Raw genomic sequence first — 18,465 nt, 5'->3', positions numbered from 1 at the left:
GAATTCCATGAGAGCCCTGTCCACGACCTCGAGCGTCCGCCTCGGCGGCCCCATGTCCTTCCTGCAGCCCGTCCGTGCGGGCCTTGCCGTGCTTTTGACAGCGCTGCTGACCGCCTGCGGCGGCGGCGGCGAGATCACGGTGGACCCTCCGGCCAGCGCGGTGTCCGTTTCCAACCCGCGCCCGCTGCCGGCCGAATACCTGGCGCGCCAGGCGGTCGCCTATGGACCGTACCGCACCGCCACCAGTGCCAGTGACCTGGCCAACGAAGTCATCCCGCCCGGCAACATCAGGCAGGACATGGAGTTGCTCATACAGGGCAACTTCCGCCTCATCCGCGTGTTCGACAGCGGCGACAAGGTGGCCAGGCAGACGCTGGACGTGATCGTGGACAACGGTCTGGACATGAAGATGCAGCTGGGCGCCTTCATGGGTGGCTTCAAGTTCGAGCCCAACCCCAACCGGGTCGAGGACATCAAGGCCGCCAACCTGCTCGAACTCGACCGGGCCATTGCCCTGGCGAACGACCCGAAGTACCGCGACGTCATCCTGACGGTCAGCGTCGGCAACGAAAACATCGTGGACTTTTCGGCCGACCGGATCGACCCCGCCGACATGGCGGTCTACATCAAGTACGTGCGCGACCGGGTGTCGCAGCCGGTCACCACCGACGACAACTTCCAGGTGTTCAGCAATCCGCTGCCCAGGGCGGTGGTTGATCAGATCGACTTCGCTGCCATCCATGCCTACCCTGCCATCGACACCGAATTTCCCAGCAGTCTGCTTTACTGGGACTGGAAACAGCTGGGCGTGGCAGCCGGACCCGCACGGGCCACGGCCATGATGGACGCCAGCATCGTCGAGCTGAAGAAGCAATTCCAGGCCACTCGCACGGCGCTCGACAGCGCCGGGCTCAGCCGGATGCCGATCGTGATCACCGAAACCGGCTGGAAAGCCCGGATCACGGGCGACCAGGCCTTCCGGGCCCACCCGGTGAACCAGAAGATGTATTTCCAGCGCCTGGAAACCTGGCGCCAGGAGAGCCGGGTGAGCGGAAATGGCCCGGTGAACATCTTCTATTTCGAAGCCTTCGATGAGCCCTGGAAGCTGAGCGACGACGGCTGGGGTCTGTTCAACAGGGACCGTCAGGCCCGCTACGTGATCCAGAACCTGTATCCGCAGGCCATCTGGGAGAACGCCAGCCTCACGGATGCCGACGCGGTGTATTTCGTCCCGCCGACCATCAACCCGGACTTTGCCGCCAACGCCTTCACCCTGTACTCCGACGCGCCCGGCGCATCGCTGGTCGCCGGCTACAACCTCGATGCGTTCGACGGCTTCACGGCGCCACGAAACCTGGCCGACACCACCATCAGCGCGGCGCCGGGCGACGGCACGGTGAGCATGCGCATCACACCCACGCCGGCAGGCTACGGATGGGGTCTGCTGTACAACCCCCAGACCGGGGGCACCACCCAGAACCTCTCGGCATTCTCGGCCGTGAGCGTGTGGATGAACACCACCTACCCGGGGCGCATCGAGATCGGCCTGTCCACGCTGGATGTCGATGGCAACGGCCATGAAGCCTTCGTGCAGATCGGCAACGGCGACTACGGTTACTGCAACACCGGAGCCTGGTGCCGGGTGTCGATACCGCTGCAGGCCTTCCGGGCGGTCAACCCCAGGCTCGACTTCCGTCTGGTGGTCAACCCCTTCTACATTGCCGACCGCTACAGCTTCACCGGCAAGGCCTCGGGTTCCAACATCCGCGTTCCGCTCAACATCGACGGCATCGGCTGGACCCGCTGAGCCAGCCCGCACCGCCCGTTCCCGGGTCCCGACCCCAGCAGCGATGCGCAGCTTTCTTACCGCCCAGGGGTCCGGGCACCGGCTGGCCTTGGCCGAGCTGCCGCCCGCCACCGACGACATGGGGCCTGCGGCGTCGCTCTGGGTCGACGCGGGCGTGGCGTTCCAGACCATGCTGGGGTTTGGCGGTGCTTTCACCGAGGCGGCCGCGCACACCTGGCTGGCCCTGAGTCCACCGCAGCAGGACGCGGTGCTCCGGGCCTGCTTCGACCCCGAAGTGGGCCACAGCTACACCTTGTGCCGGGTGCACATGAACAGCTGCGACTTTTCGCTGGGCAACTATGCCCACGCCGACACACCGGGCGACACAGCGCTCAACGACTTCCGGATCGACCGTGACGAACAGGCCCTGCTGCCATTCCTGCTCGCCGCGCAGCGCATCGCGGGTTCGCCGATCCGGCTGCTGGTCTCGCCCTGGAGTCCGCCCGCGTGGATGAAGACCAACCGCCAGATGAACCACGGCGGTGGGCTGCTGCCTGAGTACCGTGACGCCTGGGCGCGCTGCTACGTGCGCTTCATCCAGGCCTACGCCGAACGCGGCATTCCCGTCTGGGGGGTATCGGTGCAAAACGAACCCGCCGCCACCCAGCGCTGGGACTCCTGCGTCTACAGCGCCGAAGAAGAGCGCGACTTCGTGCGCGACCACCTCGGCCCGCAGCTGGAGGCCGCCGGACTGGGTCACGTGAAGATCGTGATCTGGGACCACAACCGCGACCTGATGGTGGAGCGCGCTGCGACCGTCTATGCCGATCCACAGGCCGCGAAGTACGTCTGGGGAACCGGCTTCCACTGGTATGGCGAAGACCATTTCGACCATGTCCAGCTGGTCCATGACGCCTGGCCGGACAAGCAGCTGCTGTTCACCGAGGGCTGCCAGGAAGGAGGCCCGCACACCGGCTCATGGGCCCTGGGTGAGCGCTACGCCAGATCGATGATCAACGACATCAACCGCTGGACGGTGGGCTGGATCGACTGGAACCTGCTGCTCGACCAGCAGGGCGGTCCCAACCACGTGGGCAACTATTGCAGCGCGCCGATCCTGGCCGACACCGCTCAGGACCGCTTCGAGTGCCAGAGCTCCTACTTCTACATCGGGCACTTTGCCCGCTTCGTGAAGCCGGGCGCGCGGCGCATCCTGTGTGCGGCCAGCCGCGAAGCCCTGGAGGCCACGGCCTTCGTCAACCCGGATGGGGGCGTGGTGGTGGTGGCCATGAACCGCACCGAACATGCGCTGCCATTCACCCTGAACCTGGAGCGCAGCGGGCCACCGCTCGCCTTGCCAGCGCGCTCCATCACGAGCCTGCTGCTGCCCTGAGTCAGGCCGCGTATTTGGGGCGCTCGTCCTTGTCCCACAGACCCCACTGCGTGCCCAGTTCACCTTCCTGACGCAGCTTCCAGGGCTCGTCGAACGACGAGAAGTAGAACAGCTTGATTCCCTCCTGCCGAGCCCACAGCTGGACGTCGACGAAGTAGCGCATGGCGTTGTCCGCCGATGGAACGGCCCCGGCCACGGGCTGTCCATGGCCTGGCCAGCCGGTCTCGGTGACGATCACCGGCTTGTCGCCACCCGCGGCCTGCACCAGTCCGACCATGCGGCGCAGGTAGGGCGCGGCCATGGTGATGTCGGTGCCTTCCCAGAACGGGTAACAGTTCGGCAGGAGAACGTCGCATGCCGCGGTGAGTGCCGGGCGTTCGAGGAACTGGTAGTAGGCATCGACGCAACCCACTGGCACGTCCTGCGGCAGGGCAGCCCTGACGCGCCGGATGTACTCCAGCAGCTCGGCCTCGGACAGTTCGCCGCGCAGCAGCACCTCGTTGCCCACCACCGCGATGTTGACCAGACCCGCCTCGGCCAGCGTCAGCAGCCCGGCGATCTCGCGTTCGTTGCGGTCGCGGTCGGCGCTGATCCAGGCGCCCACCATCGTCCTGAGCCCGTTTTCGCGGGCCAGCCGGGGAATCATCTCGTGCCCTTCGCTGCAGGCGAACGACCGCAGCCAGCGCGTGTGCGGCGCAATGAGCCCGACGCGCCGGCGCACCTGCGCCTCGGTCAGCTGGTCACCCGCGCCCTGACCCTCGGTGTAGGCGCTGAAGCACAGGCCGTACACGCCCGTGCTCATCTGCTCGGCATACATCGCGCCGATCTCGGCGGGCGTCCTGCCAGCCAGAGGCGAGCCCAGCATGGCCGGCAGGTGAAGGCCGTGCTCCTCCAGCCAGGGGCGGGCGCCCGAGCCCTGGGACGAAGACGCTGCTGCGCGCCGCTTGCGCCGATCGAGCTCGGCATGGACCTCGGTGGCGCGGGCTTCGTCGAGGTCGTAGTCGCGCATGATCCACATCGCCAGCAGCGTGCCGACGATGGGCACGCCCGAATAGAACAGCCGCAGGCCGTCGACCGCGCCCTCGGGCTGCATCGCGGCACCCGGGCTGAAGGCCACCACCGACATGATGGCGCCGCTGAGCAGACCGGCGATGGCAAAGCCGAACTTCACCATCCACCAGTAGATGGCGCCGAAGATGCCTTCGCGGCGCTTGCCGGTGGCCAGCTCGTCGAGGTCGCAGACGTCGGCCGTCATCGACATCATCAGCGTGAACAGGCCGCCGATGCCGAACGCGAAGAAGGGCAGCGCAAACATGAACATCCAGGGCTTGCCCGGCACCATCAGAAACCACAGCAGCACGTAGCCGATGAGGGAGATGCCCTGCGACACCATGAAGGCGTTCTTCTTGCCCATCTTGCGCGACATCCAGGCCACCGTGGGAATGACCGCGAAGGTGGTCACCAGCGCACCGACGCTGCCGAACAGCGTGGGCCAGATGCCGGCCGCCGCGGTGTTGCCGCCGAACAGGTGGTAGACGACGATGAAAAACGAGAATGCCGCCACCGTGTTGAAGGCGTTGAAGATCAGGAAGGTGGCGAAGCACAGCTTGCGAAAGGGCACCGAGCTGAAGGCCTCGACGAAGCCCCGCAGGATCTCCTTCATGCCGCCGCCGATGTTGGCCCAGGTCAGCGGCACCAGGTGGGTGTCGTCCCTGGTCGAGCGGCTGGGCAGGAACAGCGCCGGCACCATGGCCAGCAGCATGCAGATCACCCCCACCCAGACCGAGAGCGTGCGCGTGGCCGTGTCGGCGTTCTCGAACCAGGCCGGGTCGTACATCACCACCCAGAACCAGGGTGCGATGACCCAGGCCCACTGGCCGATCCACTGGGCCACCGCCATGATGCTGGTGCGCTCGTGAAAGTCGTCGCTCATCTCGTAGCCCATGGCCACATACGGAATGCTGAACAAGGTCAGCCCCGAGTAGAAGGCCAGCGACCAGCACAGGAAGTAGATGAAGTTGTGGGTGACGCCGTCGCTGCGCTGCAGCTGCCACATGGCGATGAACGAGATGCCCATGACGATGGCACCGACGAACACGTATTGCTTGCGCCGGCCCCAGGTGGATCGGGTGTTGTCGGAGATGAAGCCCATGATCGGGTCGGTGACCGAATCGAAGACCCGCGGCAGGAAAAACAGGATGCCCCACATCCAGGCCGGGAAGCCCAGGTCCTGCACCAGCACCACCATGAAGATGCCCAGTGCGGCTGGAAACATCTGGTTGGCCAGCATGCCCAGCCCGAAGGCCACCTTGTGCCCGAAGGGGATCTTGTGTGCAGTGGCGCCGGATGGGGTCATGGGTTGCTTTCTGTGTGGGGCTGCGCCGCTGACAGGCCCGGCCGAAGGTGCATGGGTGAGAGGGTGGGCTACGGTGTCAGTCTGCGGCGACCGGATCCATCAGCTCGGGATACAGCGACTGCATCACCAGCTTGGGCTTGCGGTCGACGGTGAACAGTCCCCAGTGCTTTTCAGGCTCCAGCGGGTCGGGCGAGCCCTTCCAGGATTCGTCGAACGCCTCGAACACGAAGCACAGCAGGCCTTCTGCGCGTGTCCAGTCCATCAGGTCCTTGTAGTAGATGGCCTGCAACTCCTGCACCGCGTGTTCGGCGTGCATGCCCCGGCCGTTGCTGTTGGTGCACCAGCCGGCTTCGGTGATGACCAGCGGCTTGTCGGGGTACAGGCGGGTCACGCTGTGCACGTTGTCCTTGGTGTAGTCCAGCGCCTCGTGGATGTGCTTGTATTCCCACACCGGATAGGTGTGCAGCGAGATGAAGTCGAGCTCGGCCACCAGGTCGCGCAGCTTGTGCTGCCAGGGCACGTAGTTCTCGCAGAAGGTGACGGGCTGGCGCACCGCCGCCTTGACCCGGCGCACGTATTCGATCATGCGCGGCACCGGCACGTAGTGGTCGGTCCAGTCGACCGTGGCCTCGTTGCCCACCGCCACCGAGAACACGATGTCCGGGTAGCGGTTGGCCAGTGCCACCAGGCGCGCGAGCTCGGCACCGTTTTCGGCCCGGCTGGCTTCGAGCTGTTCTTCGGTGAAGGTGGCGCCCCAGGGGCAGCCGAAGTTGTTCATCTCTGCGCCCAGGTAGGCGCCCAGCATCACCTGGAAAGGCAACCGGTCCTCGGCGATCACCTGCAGCACACGATCGGCGTGCGGGCTGCAGTCGTACAGGCGCAGCAGCTTCCATTGCTTGCGCAGGATGGCGAGGTCTTCGCGGATCTCGGCTGGCGTCGGGTAGGTCTGCTCGCCCGGGTTCTGGCCGTCGCGGTAGCCGCTGTAGCAGATGGCGTTGCCCGAAGGCAGTGTCAGCTTGGTCATCGTGTCATCCGAACTTGGGCGTTCCGTTCTTGTCCCACAGGCCCCAGAAGGCGCCGACGTCGCCTTCGGCGCCGACCTTCCAGGCTTCATCGAAGGCGGCAAAGTAGAAGATCTCGATGCCGTCTTCCTCGGCCCAGCGGCAACAGTCGACGAAATACTGCATGGCTCCTTCGCGCGAAGGCACGGAGCCATGGAATGCGCTGCCCTGGTCGGGCCAGCCGGTCTCGCTGATCAGCACGCGTTTGCCCGGCGCTGCGGCCCGCGTGCGCTGCACCATGGTCTGCATGTAGGCCAGCGCCTGCTCCCGCGGGCAACCTTCCCAGAAGGGGTAGCAGTTGGTCATCACCACGTCGCAGGCGGCAGTGATGCGCGGGTGTTTCTCGAACAGGTAATAGGCATCGACGTAGCCCACCGGCACGCCGGGCAGCGCCTCCCTGACCCGCTCGATGCAGGCGAGCAGGGCGTCTTCGCTCATGTCCTCGCGCAGCAGCACCTCGTTGCCAACGGCCACGATGTCGGCGTGACCCGCACGCGCAACCTCGATCACACCCTGCAGTTCGCGCTCGTTGATCGCCGCGTCGGTGCCCAGCCAGGCGCCGACCAGCGTCTTCAGGCCAAGTTCGTGTGCCACGCGCGGCGTCTGTTCATGCCCGTCGGTGCACGAAAAGCTGCGAACCCAGCGCGCGTGGGGTTGCAGGACGCGCAGGCGATCGCGGATCTGCGCCTCCGCAATCTGCGAGCCCGGCTGCTGGCCTTCGAGATAGGGACTGAAACACAGGCCGTGCACCCCGCGCTGCAGTGACGCACGGAACGCCTCGCCCAGCGCGTCGCGCGCCTCGGTGGTCCAGACCGTGGGGCTGCTTTCGGTCCAGCGGCCCGCGCCGGCCACCGTGGCCGGGTCGACGCCCGAGTGCGGCAGCGAGGTGTCGCTGGAACTGCCCTGGTGGGTGACGGTGGCGCTGGCCACAGCGCTGCGGGATGCGGGTTTGGACATGTCTTTGTTTCTGGAACGCAGTGGCGCAGGAAAGGCAGCGCGTCACGCCTTTTTCTTTTCGGTCTGCCACGGAAAGCGGCCCTGGCCGATCGGCTGAGGCTCGCCGTAGCCACCGACCTTGTCGTACACCCGGACGTGGTCCACCACGAGTTCGGCCGGAAAGCGCGTTTGCGCGCCGGGCACACCGGGGAAGTTGCCCCCCACCGCGACGTTCATGACGAGGTAGAACGGCTGGTTGAAGGGCGCCGGCCACGCATTGAGATCGGCCTTGCGGCGCGCGATCACGCCCTGCCCATCCTTGACCAGGCTGCAGCTCCACCAATGGTTGTGGGTTCGGGTCAGGGTGTCATCGACGTAGAAGCGGATCTCGCCCGGCTCCCATTCGACAGCGTAGGTGTGCCAGTCGGCCACCGTGCTGCCATCCGGCAGCGGGTGGGTGTGGGTGATGAGCGAGCGGCCCTGGCTGCCCGATGATCCGAAGTGGATGCTGTTGAGCACCTCGTGAGGCTTGTCTCCCACGATTTCCATCAGATCGATCTCGCCCGAGGCGGCCCAGCCGCCGTAGGCATCGTCTTGCGGCAACATCCACAGCGCAGGCCACAGGCCCTTGCCCCAGGGCACCCGGGCGCGGATCTCGAAGCGGCCGTACTGTTTGTTGAAAAGCGGCGTGCCGTCGCGGCGGCGCGTCATCAGGCGGGCCGAGGTGTAGCCACAGCCGTGGATCGATTCCCGCACGGCCCGGATCGTCAGCAGGCCGTCGCGCACCGTCACGTTGGTCGGTGAGTCGGTGTAGTACTGCAGTTCCTCGTTGCCCCAGCCCGGGACCCAAGTGTGGCTGCGGTAGTCGAAAAACCCGTTGCCGAGATCGAAGTCCCACTTGCTGCGGTCGATCTGGTCACCGGTGAACTCGTCGCTCCAGACCAGCTTCCAGCCCTTGCGAGACGGTATCTTGGACATGGTGGCGAAGCCTCTCAGGACAGCGCCACAACGGCGGTGTCGACCGGGATCCCCGCACCGGCGACCGTGCGATGGAGCGGGAACCCATCGCCTGCCTGTTGTGCCCGTGCGTTTCCCATGTCAGTCTTGCACTGGCGCGGCGGCCACCGCATTGTGTTGATTCGACAAGACCATGGTCGGAGCCGGTCCGCGGTTCTGGCGCGCCGCTTTTTGCGCGCGCAGAAAGTCGCGGTACCACAGCGCGCTGTCCTTGAGGGTGCGGCACTGGGTGGTGTAGTCCACGTGCACGATGCCGAAGCGCTTTTCGAAACCGGAAGCCCATTCGAAGTTGTCGAGCAGGCTCCAGACCATGTAGCCCGCCATGTGCACACCCTGTTCCATCGCGTCCGCCACCGCAGAGATGTGCCGCGCGATGAAGTCGCGCCGCTGGTGGTCGTGCACACGGCCGTCCTGCAGATGGTCCTTGAACGCCCCGCCGTTCTCGGTCACGTACAACGGCGGTACCGGATAGTCCCGGTGCATGCGGACCAGCAACTCGGTCAGGCCCTCCGGGTACACCTCCCAGCCCATGTCGGTGATCTCGCGCCCGCTGCTGTTGACATCCCAGGGGCCCTGCGCGCTGATCACCGAGCGCGAGTAGTAGTTGACGCCCAGAAAATCCATGGGCGTCGAGATGGCGGCCATGTCGCCGCTCTGCACCGTCGGTGCATCGTCACCCAGGTACGCCACCACGTCATCCGGATAGGCGCCTTTGAACAGCGGGTCCATGTACCAGCGCAGCAGGCGACCGTCTTCAAGCCGGGTCTTCTCGAGGTCCTGCGGCGCGTCGGTGGCCGCATGCATCGGCGAGAGGTTGAGCACGATGCCCAGCGGTGTCGCATGTCCCTCGGCCCGCAGGGCCTGCACGGCCAGGCCATGGCTGAGCATCAGGTGGTGGGTCGCCTGCATGGCCGTGGCCCGATCCTTGATGCCCGGGGCGAAGATGCCGGTCTCGTATCCGAGCACCGCAATGACCCAGGGCTCGTTGTGGGTGGTGATGGAGGCCAGGCGGTCTCCGAGGCGTTGGGTGATGCCCTGTGCGTACTCGACAAAGCGGTGCACCGTGTCCCGGCTGGCCCATCCGCCCTGTTGCTGCAGCTCGTCGGGCAGGTCCCAATGGTTGAGCGTCAGGTACGGCTTGATGTCACGGGCCAGCAAGCCGTCCACCAGCTGTTCGTAGAAATCCAGGCCCTTGGCATTCCACGCGCCGCTGCCGCCCGGTCGAACGCGCGGCCACGACACCGAAAAGCGGTAGGCGTCGACGCCCAGGTCTTTGATCAGGTCCAGATCCTCCTGCCAGCGCCTGACATGCTCGCAGGCCACGTCTCCATTGCTGCCATCGGCGATGGCCCCGGGTTGGCGGCAGAAGGTGTCCCAGATCGACGGCCCCTTGCCGTCGAGTGTGGGTGCCCCCTCGATCTGGAAGGCGCTGGTGGCCACGCCCCAGACGAATTCATCGGGAAAACGGGGCAGGCGGCGGTAGATGGCTTGAGCGGGCATGAAAACAGGGGAGGTGGGGATGAAGTGGGTGCGGATCGGCGGAAGGTCACCCCAACGCACCTGCGGTGGGGCCTGAGGTCGGCTGGCGTGAAGCGATCACACACAGCCTCGTTCGAAACAATGGCATCCACCTCTCCGTTGGTTGGCCGTTCACGACTTGTGTGAAAGCGCTTTCAGAAAAGTATAGATGTTTCCTGCGGGCAGCCACCGAGGGAAATCCCGGGGGGAAGGACGGGTGGTTCGGATCAGCGCGCTGGCGCGCGCGCAGCCAGGACGGCTGTCGGGCTCAGGGTTTGAGGCTGCGGCACGAATCCCGCACGATCAGGCGGGGTTGCGGCACCGACTGCTGCGGCCTGGCGCCATCGAGCAGTTGCAGCAGTGCCTGGGCCGCGAGCGATCCCATGTCGTAGGCCGGCTGGTGCACGGTGGTCAGCGGCGGCAGCGCATACAGGGACGTGGGCAGATCGTCGAAGCCGACCAGCGACACGTCATCGGGCACGCGCAAGGCATGGCGGTGCAGGCCATGCGCCGCTCCAATGGCCATCTGGTCGTTCGCGGCAAAGATGGCGGTGAACTTCTGCCGGGCGGCGATGAGGGTCGACACCGCTTCCACACCGCTGGCCTCGCTGTACTCGCCCTGGACCACCAGCTCGGGCTTGAAGGCAATGCCGGCCTGCTCCAGCGCCAGGCGGTAACCCGAGAGTCGCTGGGTCGCGTCCGGATGGCGGGGATCGCCGGCAATGAAGGCGATCCTGCGATGCCCGCAGTCGATCAGGTGGCGGGTCGCAAGACGGCCGCCTTCGGTGTTGTCGAAATTGAGCGAGAACAAGCCGGCGGCTTTGACCGAGCGGCCGGTGACCACCACCGGCACCCGTTTGGCGACAGACTTGAGGGCGGCGTCCGTCAGGCGCCCGGTCAGCACAATGATGCCGTCGACCCGGCGCGACAGCAGGATGTCGATGCAGCGGCTCTCGGTCGTGGCGTTCCAGTGACCGCTCACGAACAACGGGCTGTAGCCCGCCGGGTCCAGGGCATCCTCGATGCCTTTCAGGGAGGCACCGTAGAACGGACTGTCGATCGCCTGGGTCACGACACCGATGCTCAGTGTGCGACCCCCTGCCAGCCCGCGCGCCATGGGGTTGGGCACGAAACCCAGTTTGGCCACGGCCTCGTCGACCGCAGCCTTCTTGGCCGGACTGACCACGGCCGTGCCGTTGAGAATGCGCGAGACGGTGCTCGGGGACACGCCGGCCTCCTCGGCCACCCGCTCGATGGTGACCACACCGGCGTCTTTTCGGGCCGCTGCGCGCGAGACGGCACCCCCCGTTGATTTGTTTTTCATGCAGACCTTTTGTTGTCACACCGCCACTCTTGCAGCCCGCAGTGTACGAAAAGGCGAGGGGTCAGGCAAAGCGCGGGAGCGCTTTCAGCGCGGCCCCGTCACTGGCGCCATTCCGGCGTCTTGGCCTGTCGGCTGTCGCACCCGTCAGGGTGCCAGCCGCTCGCGCCGCCAGCCGCCCCCGGACTCCAGGGCATAGCGAAGCCGGTCGTGCAGGCGGCTCTTGCGGCCCTGCCAGAACTCCCAGCGATCGGGCTTGAGGCGGTAGCCGCCCCAGTGCGGCGGGCGCGGAGGCTGCAGCAGGAACTGGGCGCCGTACCTGGCGGCATTGGTCACCAGCACCGTGCGGCTGTCGATCACCTGGCTCTGCGGGCTGGCCCAGGCGCCGATGCGGCTGTCCAGGGGGCGGCTGAGGAAGTACTCGTCGCTTTCGGCTTCGCTGACCTTTTCCACCACGCCTTCAATGCGCACCACGCGCTCGAGCTCGACCCAGTGGAACTGCAGCGCGGCGAACGGGTTGCCGGCGAGTTCCTGCCCCTTGCGGCTGGCGTAGTTGGTGTACCAGACGATGCCGCGCTCGTCGAAGCCCTTGATCAGCACCACACGGGTGCTCGGTCGCAGGTCGGAACCCACGGTGGCCACCGTCATGGCGTTGGGCTCGGGCACCTCGCTGCTGATGGCTTCTTCCAGCCACCGGGTGAATTGCTGCAGGGGATCGGCGTGTGAGGCCGATTCACTGAGTTCGGCCTTTTCGTAGCTCTTGCGCAGGTCGGCGATGTTCATGCGTTTCAGTATAGGAGCGGGTCTGCTGCCCGGCCTTGCGGCAGGTCAATGCGCCTCAGTCGACCAGGCGCAGCAACTGGCCCAGCGCGCGGTCGTGGATGCCGTGGTGAAGCAGGCCGTCGAAGGTCTGGCGCGCATAGTCCAGCGTCGTGCCATAGCGCCCGCAGGAGCGGCTGAAGATCTCGCGGTAGCGCTCTTCGCTCAGGGTGCCGGTGTGGCTCGGGCTGCGGCGCGAGAGCGTGAAGGCCAGTGCACTCACCGGGCCCTGCCCGGTCTGGCAGGTCAGCCATTTGGGGTCGTAGACCGGGTTGGGCATCTCGCGTGCCCACAGCACGGGCATCAGCGCCTCCACCTCGTCGTGCGGCACGCGCAGCGCCAGGCCGGTGCAACTGCCACCGGGCATGAGCGCAAACACGAGGCCGGGGCATTCAAAGGTGCCGCGGTTGATGCGGCTCCACATTTCCAGGCAGCGGTGGTGGCCATGCACACGCGCCAGGCGTTGCTCGGCGGCGGTGAACTCGGGGCGCCACACCAGCGAGGCGTAGGCGAACACCCACAAGTCGGGCCGCGGCCCCTGCGAGCGCCATTGCGCCAGGGCGTCGGCCATCATCTGCGCGCCGTCGCGCCGGGCTGGGTCCCAGGTGGTGGGACGCAGGGTACGGGGTGTCTGGAAGGGGGGCGCCATTTACAATCCTGCAGCGCCCGATGGGCTGTTCAACAGTGATGGGTCGGTGCCGCGCGCAGGGCGGCCGGTCGACGAAGCTGCAACCATTTTCACGGAGTCCTTCCCATGTCTTCCCAAGATAACGAAATCGAATACCGCGTGGTCGCGGTGGTGCTGGTCGCCGTGATTGTGCTGGTGACCGGCTTTGCCGTGGGCCTGGGCGTCCACAAATCCCGCGCCGGGGCCTCGCCCGTCGCGTCGATGGCGCCCGCCGCTGCTGCGCCGGCCACTGCCGTTGCGGCAACGCCGTCGAGCGACGACGCCAGCGTGGTGGTGGAAAACGGCGTGGTGAAGTTCTACTTCGCCTCCGGCAAGGCCGACCTCGCCGCCGGCGCGCTGGTGGCGCTGGGCGATGCGATTGCCGCGGCCAAGGCGGGCAAACAGCTGGTGCTCTCGGGCTTTCACGACGCCACGGGCGACCCCGCGTTCAACGCCGAGCTGGCCCGCCAGCGCGCCGTGGCCGTGCGCGACGCCCTGGTGGGTGCGGGTGTGGCGCCAGCGAGCATGGAGCTGCGCAAGCCCGAGCAGACCACCGGCACCGGCAACGACGCCGAGGCCCGCCGCGTCGAGGTGATGATCGTCGGCTGATGCGCCAGCGCGCCGCCCGACCAGGCCCGGTTCGCCGGGCTTTTTTTCGCCTGGCCTCAGCGCGGCCAGCCGCGTTCGATCAGCGCCTGCTCTTCGTTGCCGTCCAGCGGCGAGCCCTGCACCCGCTCGCGCAGGAAGGCGTCGGCCTGCTCCTGCTGCCGGTCGCTGGCGGTCCGGTAGCGGTCCTGCCCGGCGCCGGGTGCCCGGTCTTCGGCGGCCAGAAATTCGAGCTGCCACTCACCCCGTGTGTCGCGACAGGCCACCCCCAGCTCGGCGAGGGAGCCGTCGGGACTGCTGCGGTTGAATTCGCGGCAGTGTCCACCCCCCACCTGCTCGAACGTGGCGAGGATCTCGACCGCGCCCGCCGCCGTGCGCAGCACGCGCCCGCTCGATGAAACCTCCAGCGCCAGGGCCAGGGCCTGGTCGGTCACTGGCGCTCCCTGGCGCAGTGCGCGCTGCGTTTGCTCATCGGGCGTTTGCAGCTGCCAGCCGATCACCATGCCCAGCCCGAGCACCGCCACCGAAGCCAGCGCGGGCCAGAGGCGCGGCCCGGTGGCCAGGCCGAGCCAGGCCAGCAAGCGGTTGACCGGCGCCGCGCCCGCGCCGCCAAGGGGGCTGCGTGCGCGCGGATCGGGTGCGCGCCAGATCGCGGCGATCAGCGGTGGTGGCACCGGCTCCAGCAGCACCGGGTCGAAGGCACGGCGAGCGAATTCGCTGCTGTCGACCAGTGCCTGCAGGCGGGTGCGCAAGGCCCCGTCACAGGCCAACCGTTCTTCGAGCGGGCCATAGTCGGCATCGGGCAATTGCCCGTCGAGGTAGGCGATCAGGGTGTTGTCATCGGTGTTCATCTCAGGCTCCTTGCCTGCCCAGCGCGTCGGCGAGCTTGATGCGGGCGCGCGCCAGCCGGCTCATCACCGTGCCCATGGGAATGTCCAGCGCCAGTGCAGCTTCCTGGTACGTCAGCCCGTCGACCGTGACCAGCATCAGCACGGCGCGCTGGTCGTCGGGCAGGTTTGCCAGCGCCGCGCGCACGGCGCGCAGGTCGCTGCGCCGCTCGACCAGCTCGCGTCCGTCCTCCCCCTCGAGATCGGGCAGCGCATCGGTGTCGGTGTCGGTCTTCTGGCGCTGGCGCATGCGCAGGTCGTCGAGCCAGGTGGTTTGCACGATGCGGAACATCCAGCTCGCCAGGCTGGTGTCGGCCTGGTACTGGTGCCAGCGCTCCAGCGCTTTCAGGCAGGCCGCCTGCACCAGATCGTCGGCCATGTGGCCGTCGTGCGTGAGCCCGCTGGCGAAACGGCGCAAGCGGGGCAGCAGGCTGATGATCTGGGCACGGGGGTCGGTGTCGGGCATGGTGGTCGGGTGACAACGCCGGTCCAGCGGCTTTATTCCAGGCCGTGGCGGAATAAGCGCCGGCGGCCTGCGTTGTCGGCAGACAGACCCCACGGCTGCCGGATCGGCCGCGGTGTTTTACCCTGTCGACCCGACGCCCGCACGCCCGCCCCACCATGCCCCTGTTGTCAGAGTCCCGCCGGAACCGGTCCACCCGACGGGTCTGGATGCTGCTGCTGCTGGTGCTGCTGCACGCCCTGCCACCGCCCGGGTGGTCGTGGCTGGAGGGTTCACCACTGGTGGGCCAGGCCCGCGCCGACGACGACGGAGACGACGGTGACGACGGAGATGACGGCGCCGCCGACGGGGGCAGCGCCGCCTCGTCGAGCAGCGACGCCGGCACCGGCGGCCAGGACACCGACCCCGGTCCGCGCGCACCCGCATTGCAGGTGCAGGCCGACGCTTTCAAGGCCGATGAACTGATCGCGCTCAACCCGAGCCCGGCGGCGCTGCAGCGCGCCGCGCAGTGGGGCGCACGCGTGGTCGAGGCCCAGGTCCAGGCCGGGCTGGACCTGCGAGTGGTGCGCTTGCGCCTGCCGCCCGGCATCGACGCCCGGACCGCGCTGGCGGTGGCCAACGAACGTGATCCCGGCGTGTTCGACCTGCACCACCTCTACCAGCTCGCACAGGCCGATGGGGCCGTTTGCGAGGGCGCCAGCTGCGAGGCCATGCGGCGCATGGACTGGCCTGTGCGCAGCGCCCTGTGCGGCCGGGATCAGCTCATCGGCATCGTGGATTCGGGCGTGGACACCGGGCTGGCAGCCCTGCAGGGCGCCGATCTGCGCGTGCGCCGTTTCGTGACGGACCCCCGCGCCAGCGGCGACAGTGCCCACGGAACGGCGGTGGCCACGCTGCTGGTCGGGCAGCCGGGCTCGGCCCTGCCCGGACTTGTGCCCAGGGCAGGGCTGCGCGCCGCGGAACCCTTCTTCCGCCTGCCGTCGGGCACCCTGGCCGCCGACGCCTTGGGGCTGGTCAAAAGCCTCGACTGGCTGGTCGGCCAGCGGGTGCAGGTGATCGGCATGAGCCTGACGGGGCCGGACAACCGGGTGCTGGCCGCGGCGATCGAACGCACGCAGGCGCGCGGCGTGCTGGTGGCGGCGGCCGTGGGCAATGGCGGACGCAACGCAGCGCCCGCGCACCCGGCCGCCCTGGACGGGGTGCTGGGCGCCACGGCGCTGTCGGCCGACGGGCGCATCTACTGGCGCGCCAGCCAGGGCGCGACGGTCGACTTTGCGCTGCCCGGCGTGGAACTGCCCACAGCCGATGGTGCCCAGGCGGCACGGCTGCGCAGCGGCACGTCGCTCGCCGTTCCCTTTCTCGTGGCGCAGCTCTCGCAATCGGTGTTCGAGGGTCTGCTCTCGCGTCAGGACTGGCTCGATGGCCGCCGTGTTCCGGTCACCGATCTCGGGGTGTCCGGCCGGGATCCCGTGTTCGGCTGGGGATTGCCCAAGGTGGCGGTGCGCTGCGGTTGACGCCCCTCAGGGCTGCTGCATCTGCTGCAGCCGCTCCAGCGTGGCCTGCAGGCGGGCCGGCGTGGCCAGCGGCCCGGGCAGGGCCGCTCCCAACTGGCTCCCGCGCTGGAGACCTCCCTCGTACCAGGTGCGCCGCACGTAGTGACCGAGCGAGGGGGCGTAGTCCCAGGTCACGGTCTGCAGCGGCAGCGGGAAGCCGTCCCGGTACGCCTTGCAGACCACGTGAAAGGTGTCGAAATCGCCGGCGGGCACCTGGCTCACCCGGGTGTCGAGCACCTCGCAGTTCCACCGCAGTTGCACCTGGGCTTCGCGGTTGAAAACGGCGGGCGATGTGGTGCGCGTCTCGGTGAAGGTCACGCTCTTGCCCACCGACAGCGGCCACAGGGCGCCGGGCTGTCCGTCGATACGGCTGCCGATGCGGCGCCCGGGCAGGGTCTGTTCGAGCACCGGGGTGAAAAAGTCCCGGCTGGTGCGCAGCGCCTGGCCGCTGGTGGTGCTCCAGGTCAGCGCCGTGCGGCTCACCGAGGTCACCCGGCGCACCGAGGCAGCGCCGAACACATAGGTGTCGCCCACGCGCACGGCGGGGCGCGGTGCAGGTGCAAGGACGGGTGCGGTGGCGGTCACTGGCGTGGCCAGCGTGATCGCGTCGATGGTGTCCTGCAGGCCGCCCGAAGGCAGGTGCGAGCAGGCGGCCGTGGCGGCCGTGACCACCAGTGCAAGGACAGGGCGCGCACGCATGTCAGCGTTTCTCGCGGGCTTGCCTGCGGTACCAGCCGTCGCCCGCGCTGGTGGCGCGCAGGATGCGCAGGCGCTCGGCGGCCTCTTGCGGCGTTTCGGCGCGCACCTCGCCAGCGAGCTGCAGGTCTTCGCGCCGGAACGGAATCACCTGCACCAGCGGCGTGCCTTTCTCCAGCGTGTACAGGCCGTCGGTGGCGATGGCAAAAAACGGGAAGTGGATCAACGAGGTGTATTCGTCGGTGTCCACCACCCCGGCGGCGATTTCCACCACCCCGTTGGGCTGGTTCATCGGCGGGATGAACAGGCAGCTCCAGCCCGGGGGGGTGCGGATCGTCCAGTGGTTGTGGAACTTGTTGGGCGGTCGCGGCTGCATCGGGTGCCCCGCGATCTGGTAGGGGTGGTGGTTGCTCACCATGGTGCGGTCGAAGTCCCAGCCGGTGTTCACCGTCTGGCCGTTGTCGAGCACCTCGATGCGCACCGTGGCCGCCAGCGGCAGGATCCAGCCCGTCATGAGGGCATCGAGAAACGGCATGCAGCGCTTGACGGTGAGCGCGTTGTCGGTGGTGGACAGGTGTTGCCGGTCCACCGGCGCCAGCCGCTTGAACCAGTCGGGCAGGGCCTCGCGCGCGGGCACCGGTTCGGCGATCACGCCCAGGTCTTCGGGAGCGCACAGGAATTCGATCTTCGGTGGGGTCGCTGTGTCCGGCATGCCGTGGCTTTCTTCAAGGGGTCAGGCAACAGCACGCCGGCAGGGGCTCTGCCGGCGTGCGGTGTTCAGGATAGCGGCTCAGCGGCTGCTGTTGGAACTGGAGTTGGAACTGGAGTTGGACGACCGGTTCGACGAGCTGTTGGAGCTGCTGTTGGACGAGCCGCGCGTGGGCTGGTCGGGTGCGATGCCCACGGCGCGTGCCGCGCGGTTCATGCCGTTTTCCCAGCCCCTGAAGAAGCCGTGCACGGCGGTGTCGCCGCGAGGGCTGTTGCGGCTGCTGTTCGAACTGCTGTTGCTCGAGGAGTTGCTCGAGGAGTTGGAGCTGCTGTTGCTCGACGAGTTCGAGCTGGAATTCGACGAAGAATTGCTCGACGAGTTGGAACTCGAGTTCGAGGATGAGTTGGACGAGGCGTTGGAGCCGCCCTTGGAACTGCTGTTCGAACTGCTGTTCGAGCTGCTGTTTGAACTGCCGTTCGAGCTGCTGTTCGAGCTGCTGTTGCCTGCGCGGATGTTCAAGGGGCTCACGCCGGCCAGCACGCCTTGCGCCGCCTGGGCCAGTTCCTTCACCAGCGGAAGGCCCTGGGCCTGGGCGTTGTGAGCGCCCACCACGCCGGCCACCGCGGTCACGATGACGCCAATCTTGTGTTTCATGAATGTCCTCTCTCGGTTGGGGG

At 67.6% G+C, this 18,465-nt stretch carries 17 protein-coding genes; 5 read left to right on the top strand and 12 right to left on the bottom strand.

Annotated elements, in window-relative coordinates; translation table 11 throughout:
* Nucleotides 1-7: 7 nt before the first annotated feature.
* Together QUV35_RS02385 and QUV35_RS02380 are read left to right on the top strand one after the other, a co-directional pair.
* Nucleotides 8-1,807, top strand: coding sequence for a glycosyl hydrolase family 17 protein (locus tag QUV35_RS02385; protein ID WP_300870561.1), 1,800 nt, complete (start codon nucleotides 8-10; stop codon nucleotides 1,805-1,807).
* Between the two features lie 43 nt (nucleotides 1,808-1,850).
* On the top strand, nucleotides 1,851-3,179 hold the full coding sequence (locus QUV35_RS02380; protein WP_300870560.1) for a glycoside hydrolase family 30 protein: 1,329 nt from the start codon (nucleotides 1,851-1,853) through the stop codon (nucleotides 3,177-3,179).
* 1 nt (nucleotide 3,180) lies between these two features.
* On the opposite strand, the gene QUV35_RS02375 is transcribed toward QUV35_RS02380, so the two are convergent.
* From QUV35_RS02375 to QUV35_RS02340, 8 genes are all read right to left on the bottom strand, one after another.
* Complete coding sequence (locus QUV35_RS02375; RefSeq protein WP_300870559.1) at nucleotides 3,181-5,535, bottom strand: MFS transporter; 2,355 nt, start codon at nucleotides 5,533-5,535, stop codon at nucleotides 3,181-3,183.
* A 76-nt stretch (nucleotides 5,536-5,611) separates the two neighbouring features.
* Nucleotides 5,612-6,559, bottom strand: coding sequence for a glycosyl hydrolase family 17 protein (locus tag QUV35_RS02370; protein WP_300870558.1), 948 nt, complete (start codon nucleotides 6,557-6,559; stop codon nucleotides 5,612-5,614).
* Between the two features lie 4 nt (nucleotides 6,560-6,563).
* Nucleotides 6,564-7,553, bottom strand: a complete 990-nt coding sequence (locus tag QUV35_RS02365) for a glycosyl hydrolase family 17 protein (RefSeq protein WP_300870557.1) — start codon at nucleotides 7,551-7,553, stop codon at nucleotides 6,564-6,566.
* Nucleotides 7,554-7,595: 42 nt separating this feature from the next.
* Entirely contained in the window at nucleotides 7,596-8,510 is a 915-nt protein-coding gene (locus tag QUV35_RS02360) for a glycoside hydrolase family 16 protein (RefSeq protein WP_300870556.1), read from the bottom strand.
* A gap of 120 nt (nucleotides 8,511-8,630) precedes the next feature.
* A complete protein-coding gene (locus QUV35_RS02355; RefSeq protein ID WP_300870555.1) occupies nucleotides 8,631-10,049 on the bottom strand; it encodes a GH1 family beta-glucosidase in 1,419 nt (472 codons plus the stop codon).
* A 286-nt stretch (nucleotides 10,050-10,335) separates the two neighbouring features.
* Entirely contained in the window at nucleotides 10,336-11,391 is a 1,056-nt protein-coding gene (locus QUV35_RS02350; protein ID WP_300870553.1) for a LacI family DNA-binding transcriptional regulator, read from the bottom strand.
* A 144-nt stretch (nucleotides 11,392-11,535) separates the two neighbouring features.
* The gene (pdxH, locus tag QUV35_RS02345) at nucleotides 11,536-12,171 is read right to left on the bottom strand and encodes a pyridoxamine 5'-phosphate oxidase (RefSeq protein ID WP_300870551.1); all 636 of its coding nucleotides are present in this window, start codon (nucleotides 12,169-12,171) and stop codon (nucleotides 11,536-11,538) included.
* Nucleotides 12,172-12,226: 55 nt separating this feature from the next.
* Complete coding sequence (locus QUV35_RS02340) at nucleotides 12,227-12,856, bottom strand: gamma-glutamylcyclotransferase (RefSeq protein ID WP_300870549.1); 630 nt, start codon at nucleotides 12,854-12,856, stop codon at nucleotides 12,227-12,229.
* Nucleotides 12,857-12,961: 105 nt separating this feature from the next.
* Here QUV35_RS02340 and QUV35_RS02335 point away from each other — a divergent pair, with 105 nt between their 5' ends.
* Entirely contained in the window at nucleotides 12,962-13,483 is a 522-nt protein-coding gene (locus tag QUV35_RS02335; RefSeq protein WP_300870547.1) for an OmpA family protein, read from the top strand.
* Between the two features lie 56 nt (nucleotides 13,484-13,539).
* Here QUV35_RS02335 and QUV35_RS02330 read toward each other — a convergent pair whose 3' ends face one another.
* The gene (locus QUV35_RS02330; RefSeq protein ID WP_300870546.1) at nucleotides 13,540-14,331 is read right to left on the bottom strand and encodes a hypothetical protein; all 792 of its coding nucleotides are present in this window, start codon (nucleotides 14,329-14,331) and stop codon (nucleotides 13,540-13,542) included.
* A gap of 1 nt (nucleotide 14,332) precedes the next feature.
* Complete coding sequence (locus QUV35_RS02325; protein WP_300870545.1) at nucleotides 14,333-14,833, bottom strand: RNA polymerase sigma factor; 501 nt, start codon at nucleotides 14,831-14,833, stop codon at nucleotides 14,333-14,335.
* Nucleotides 14,834-14,988: 155 nt separating this feature from the next.
* On the opposite strand from QUV35_RS02325, the gene QUV35_RS02320 reads away from it, so the two are divergent.
* Nucleotides 14,989-16,344, top strand: coding sequence for a S8 family serine peptidase (locus QUV35_RS02320; RefSeq protein ID WP_300870544.1), 1,356 nt, complete (start codon nucleotides 14,989-14,991; stop codon nucleotides 16,342-16,344).
* 6 nt (nucleotides 16,345-16,350) lie between these two features.
* Here the strand turns inward: QUV35_RS02320 and QUV35_RS02315 are convergent, their stop codons facing one another.
* The gene (locus QUV35_RS02315; protein ID WP_300870543.1) at nucleotides 16,351-17,082 is read right to left on the bottom strand and encodes a hypothetical protein; all 732 of its coding nucleotides are present in this window, start codon (nucleotides 17,080-17,082) and stop codon (nucleotides 16,351-16,353) included.
* 1 nt (nucleotide 17,083) lies between these two features.
* The gene (locus QUV35_RS02310) at nucleotides 17,084-17,791 is read right to left on the bottom strand and encodes a DUF6065 family protein (protein ID WP_300870541.1); all 708 of its coding nucleotides are present in this window, start codon (nucleotides 17,789-17,791) and stop codon (nucleotides 17,084-17,086) included.
* Here QUV35_RS02310 and QUV35_RS02305 point away from each other — a divergent pair.
* A complete protein-coding gene (locus QUV35_RS02305; protein WP_300870540.1) occupies nucleotides 17,790-18,389 on the top strand; it encodes a hypothetical protein in 600 nt (199 codons plus the stop codon). The two genes, QUV35_RS02310 and QUV35_RS02305, sit on opposite strands and share 2 nt — an antisense overlap.
* Nucleotides 18,390-18,465 lie beyond the last annotated feature (76 nt).

Source organism: Hydrogenophaga sp. (assembly GCF_030373225.1).
Lineage (GTDB): Bacteria > Pseudomonadota > Gammaproteobacteria > Burkholderiales > Burkholderiaceae_C > Hydrogenophaga.
This window is presented reverse-complemented; position numbering and strand designations above follow the sequence as displayed.

Excerpts from the sequence above, each read along its gene's own strand:
- QUV35_RS02385 (WP_300870561.1), top strand. The coding sequence starts at position 8 with ATGAGAGCCCTGTCCACGACCTCGAGCGTCCGCCTCGGCGGCCCCATG.
- QUV35_RS02380 (WP_300870560.1), top strand. The coding sequence starts at position 1,851 with ATGCGCAGCTTTCTTACCGCCCAGGGGTCCGGGCACCGGCTGGCCTTG.
- QUV35_RS02375 (WP_300870559.1), bottom strand. The coding sequence starts at position 5,535 with ATGACCCCATCCGGCGCCACTGCACACAAGATCCCCTTCGGGCACAAG.
- QUV35_RS02370 (WP_300870558.1), bottom strand. The coding sequence starts at position 6,559 with ATGACCAAGCTGACACTGCCTTCGGGCAACGCCATCTGCTACAGCGGC.
- QUV35_RS02365 (WP_300870557.1), bottom strand. The coding sequence starts at position 7,553 with ATGTCCAAACCCGCATCCCGCAGCGCTGTGGCCAGCGCCACCGTCACC.
- QUV35_RS02360 (WP_300870556.1), bottom strand. The coding sequence starts at position 8,510 with ATGTCCAAGATACCGTCTCGCAAGGGCTGGAAGCTGGTCTGGAGCGAC.
- QUV35_RS02355 (WP_300870555.1), bottom strand. The coding sequence starts at position 10,049 with ATGCCCGCTCAAGCCATCTACCGCCGCCTGCCCCGTTTTCCCGATGAA.
- QUV35_RS02350 (WP_300870553.1), bottom strand. The coding sequence starts at position 11,391 with ATGAAAAACAAATCAACGGGGGGTGCCGTCTCGCGCGCAGCGGCCCGA.
- pdxH (WP_300870551.1), bottom strand. The coding sequence starts at position 12,171 with ATGAACATCGCCGACCTGCGCAAGAGCTACGAAAAGGCCGAACTCAGT.
- QUV35_RS02340 (WP_300870549.1), bottom strand. The coding sequence starts at position 12,856 with ATGGCGCCCCCCTTCCAGACACCCCGTACCCTGCGTCCCACCACCTGG.
- QUV35_RS02335 (WP_300870547.1), top strand. The coding sequence starts at position 12,962 with ATGTCTTCCCAAGATAACGAAATCGAATACCGCGTGGTCGCGGTGGTG.
- QUV35_RS02330 (WP_300870546.1), bottom strand. The coding sequence starts at position 14,331 with ATGAACACCGATGACAACACCCTGATCGCCTACCTCGACGGGCAATTG.
- QUV35_RS02325 (WP_300870545.1), bottom strand. The coding sequence starts at position 14,833 with ATGCCCGACACCGACCCCCGTGCCCAGATCATCAGCCTGCTGCCCCGC.
- QUV35_RS02320 (WP_300870544.1), top strand. The coding sequence starts at position 14,989 with ATGCCCCTGTTGTCAGAGTCCCGCCGGAACCGGTCCACCCGACGGGTC.
- QUV35_RS02315 (WP_300870543.1), bottom strand. The coding sequence starts at position 17,082 with ATGCGTGCGCGCCCTGTCCTTGCACTGGTGGTCACGGCCGCCACGGCC.
- QUV35_RS02305 (WP_300870540.1), top strand. The coding sequence starts at position 17,790 with ATGCCGTGGCTTTCTTCAAGGGGTCAGGCAACAGCACGCCGGCAGGGG.
- QUV35_RS02310 (WP_300870541.1), bottom strand. The coding sequence starts at position 17,791 with ATGCCGGACACAGCGACCCCACCGAAGATCGAATTCCTGTGCGCTCCC.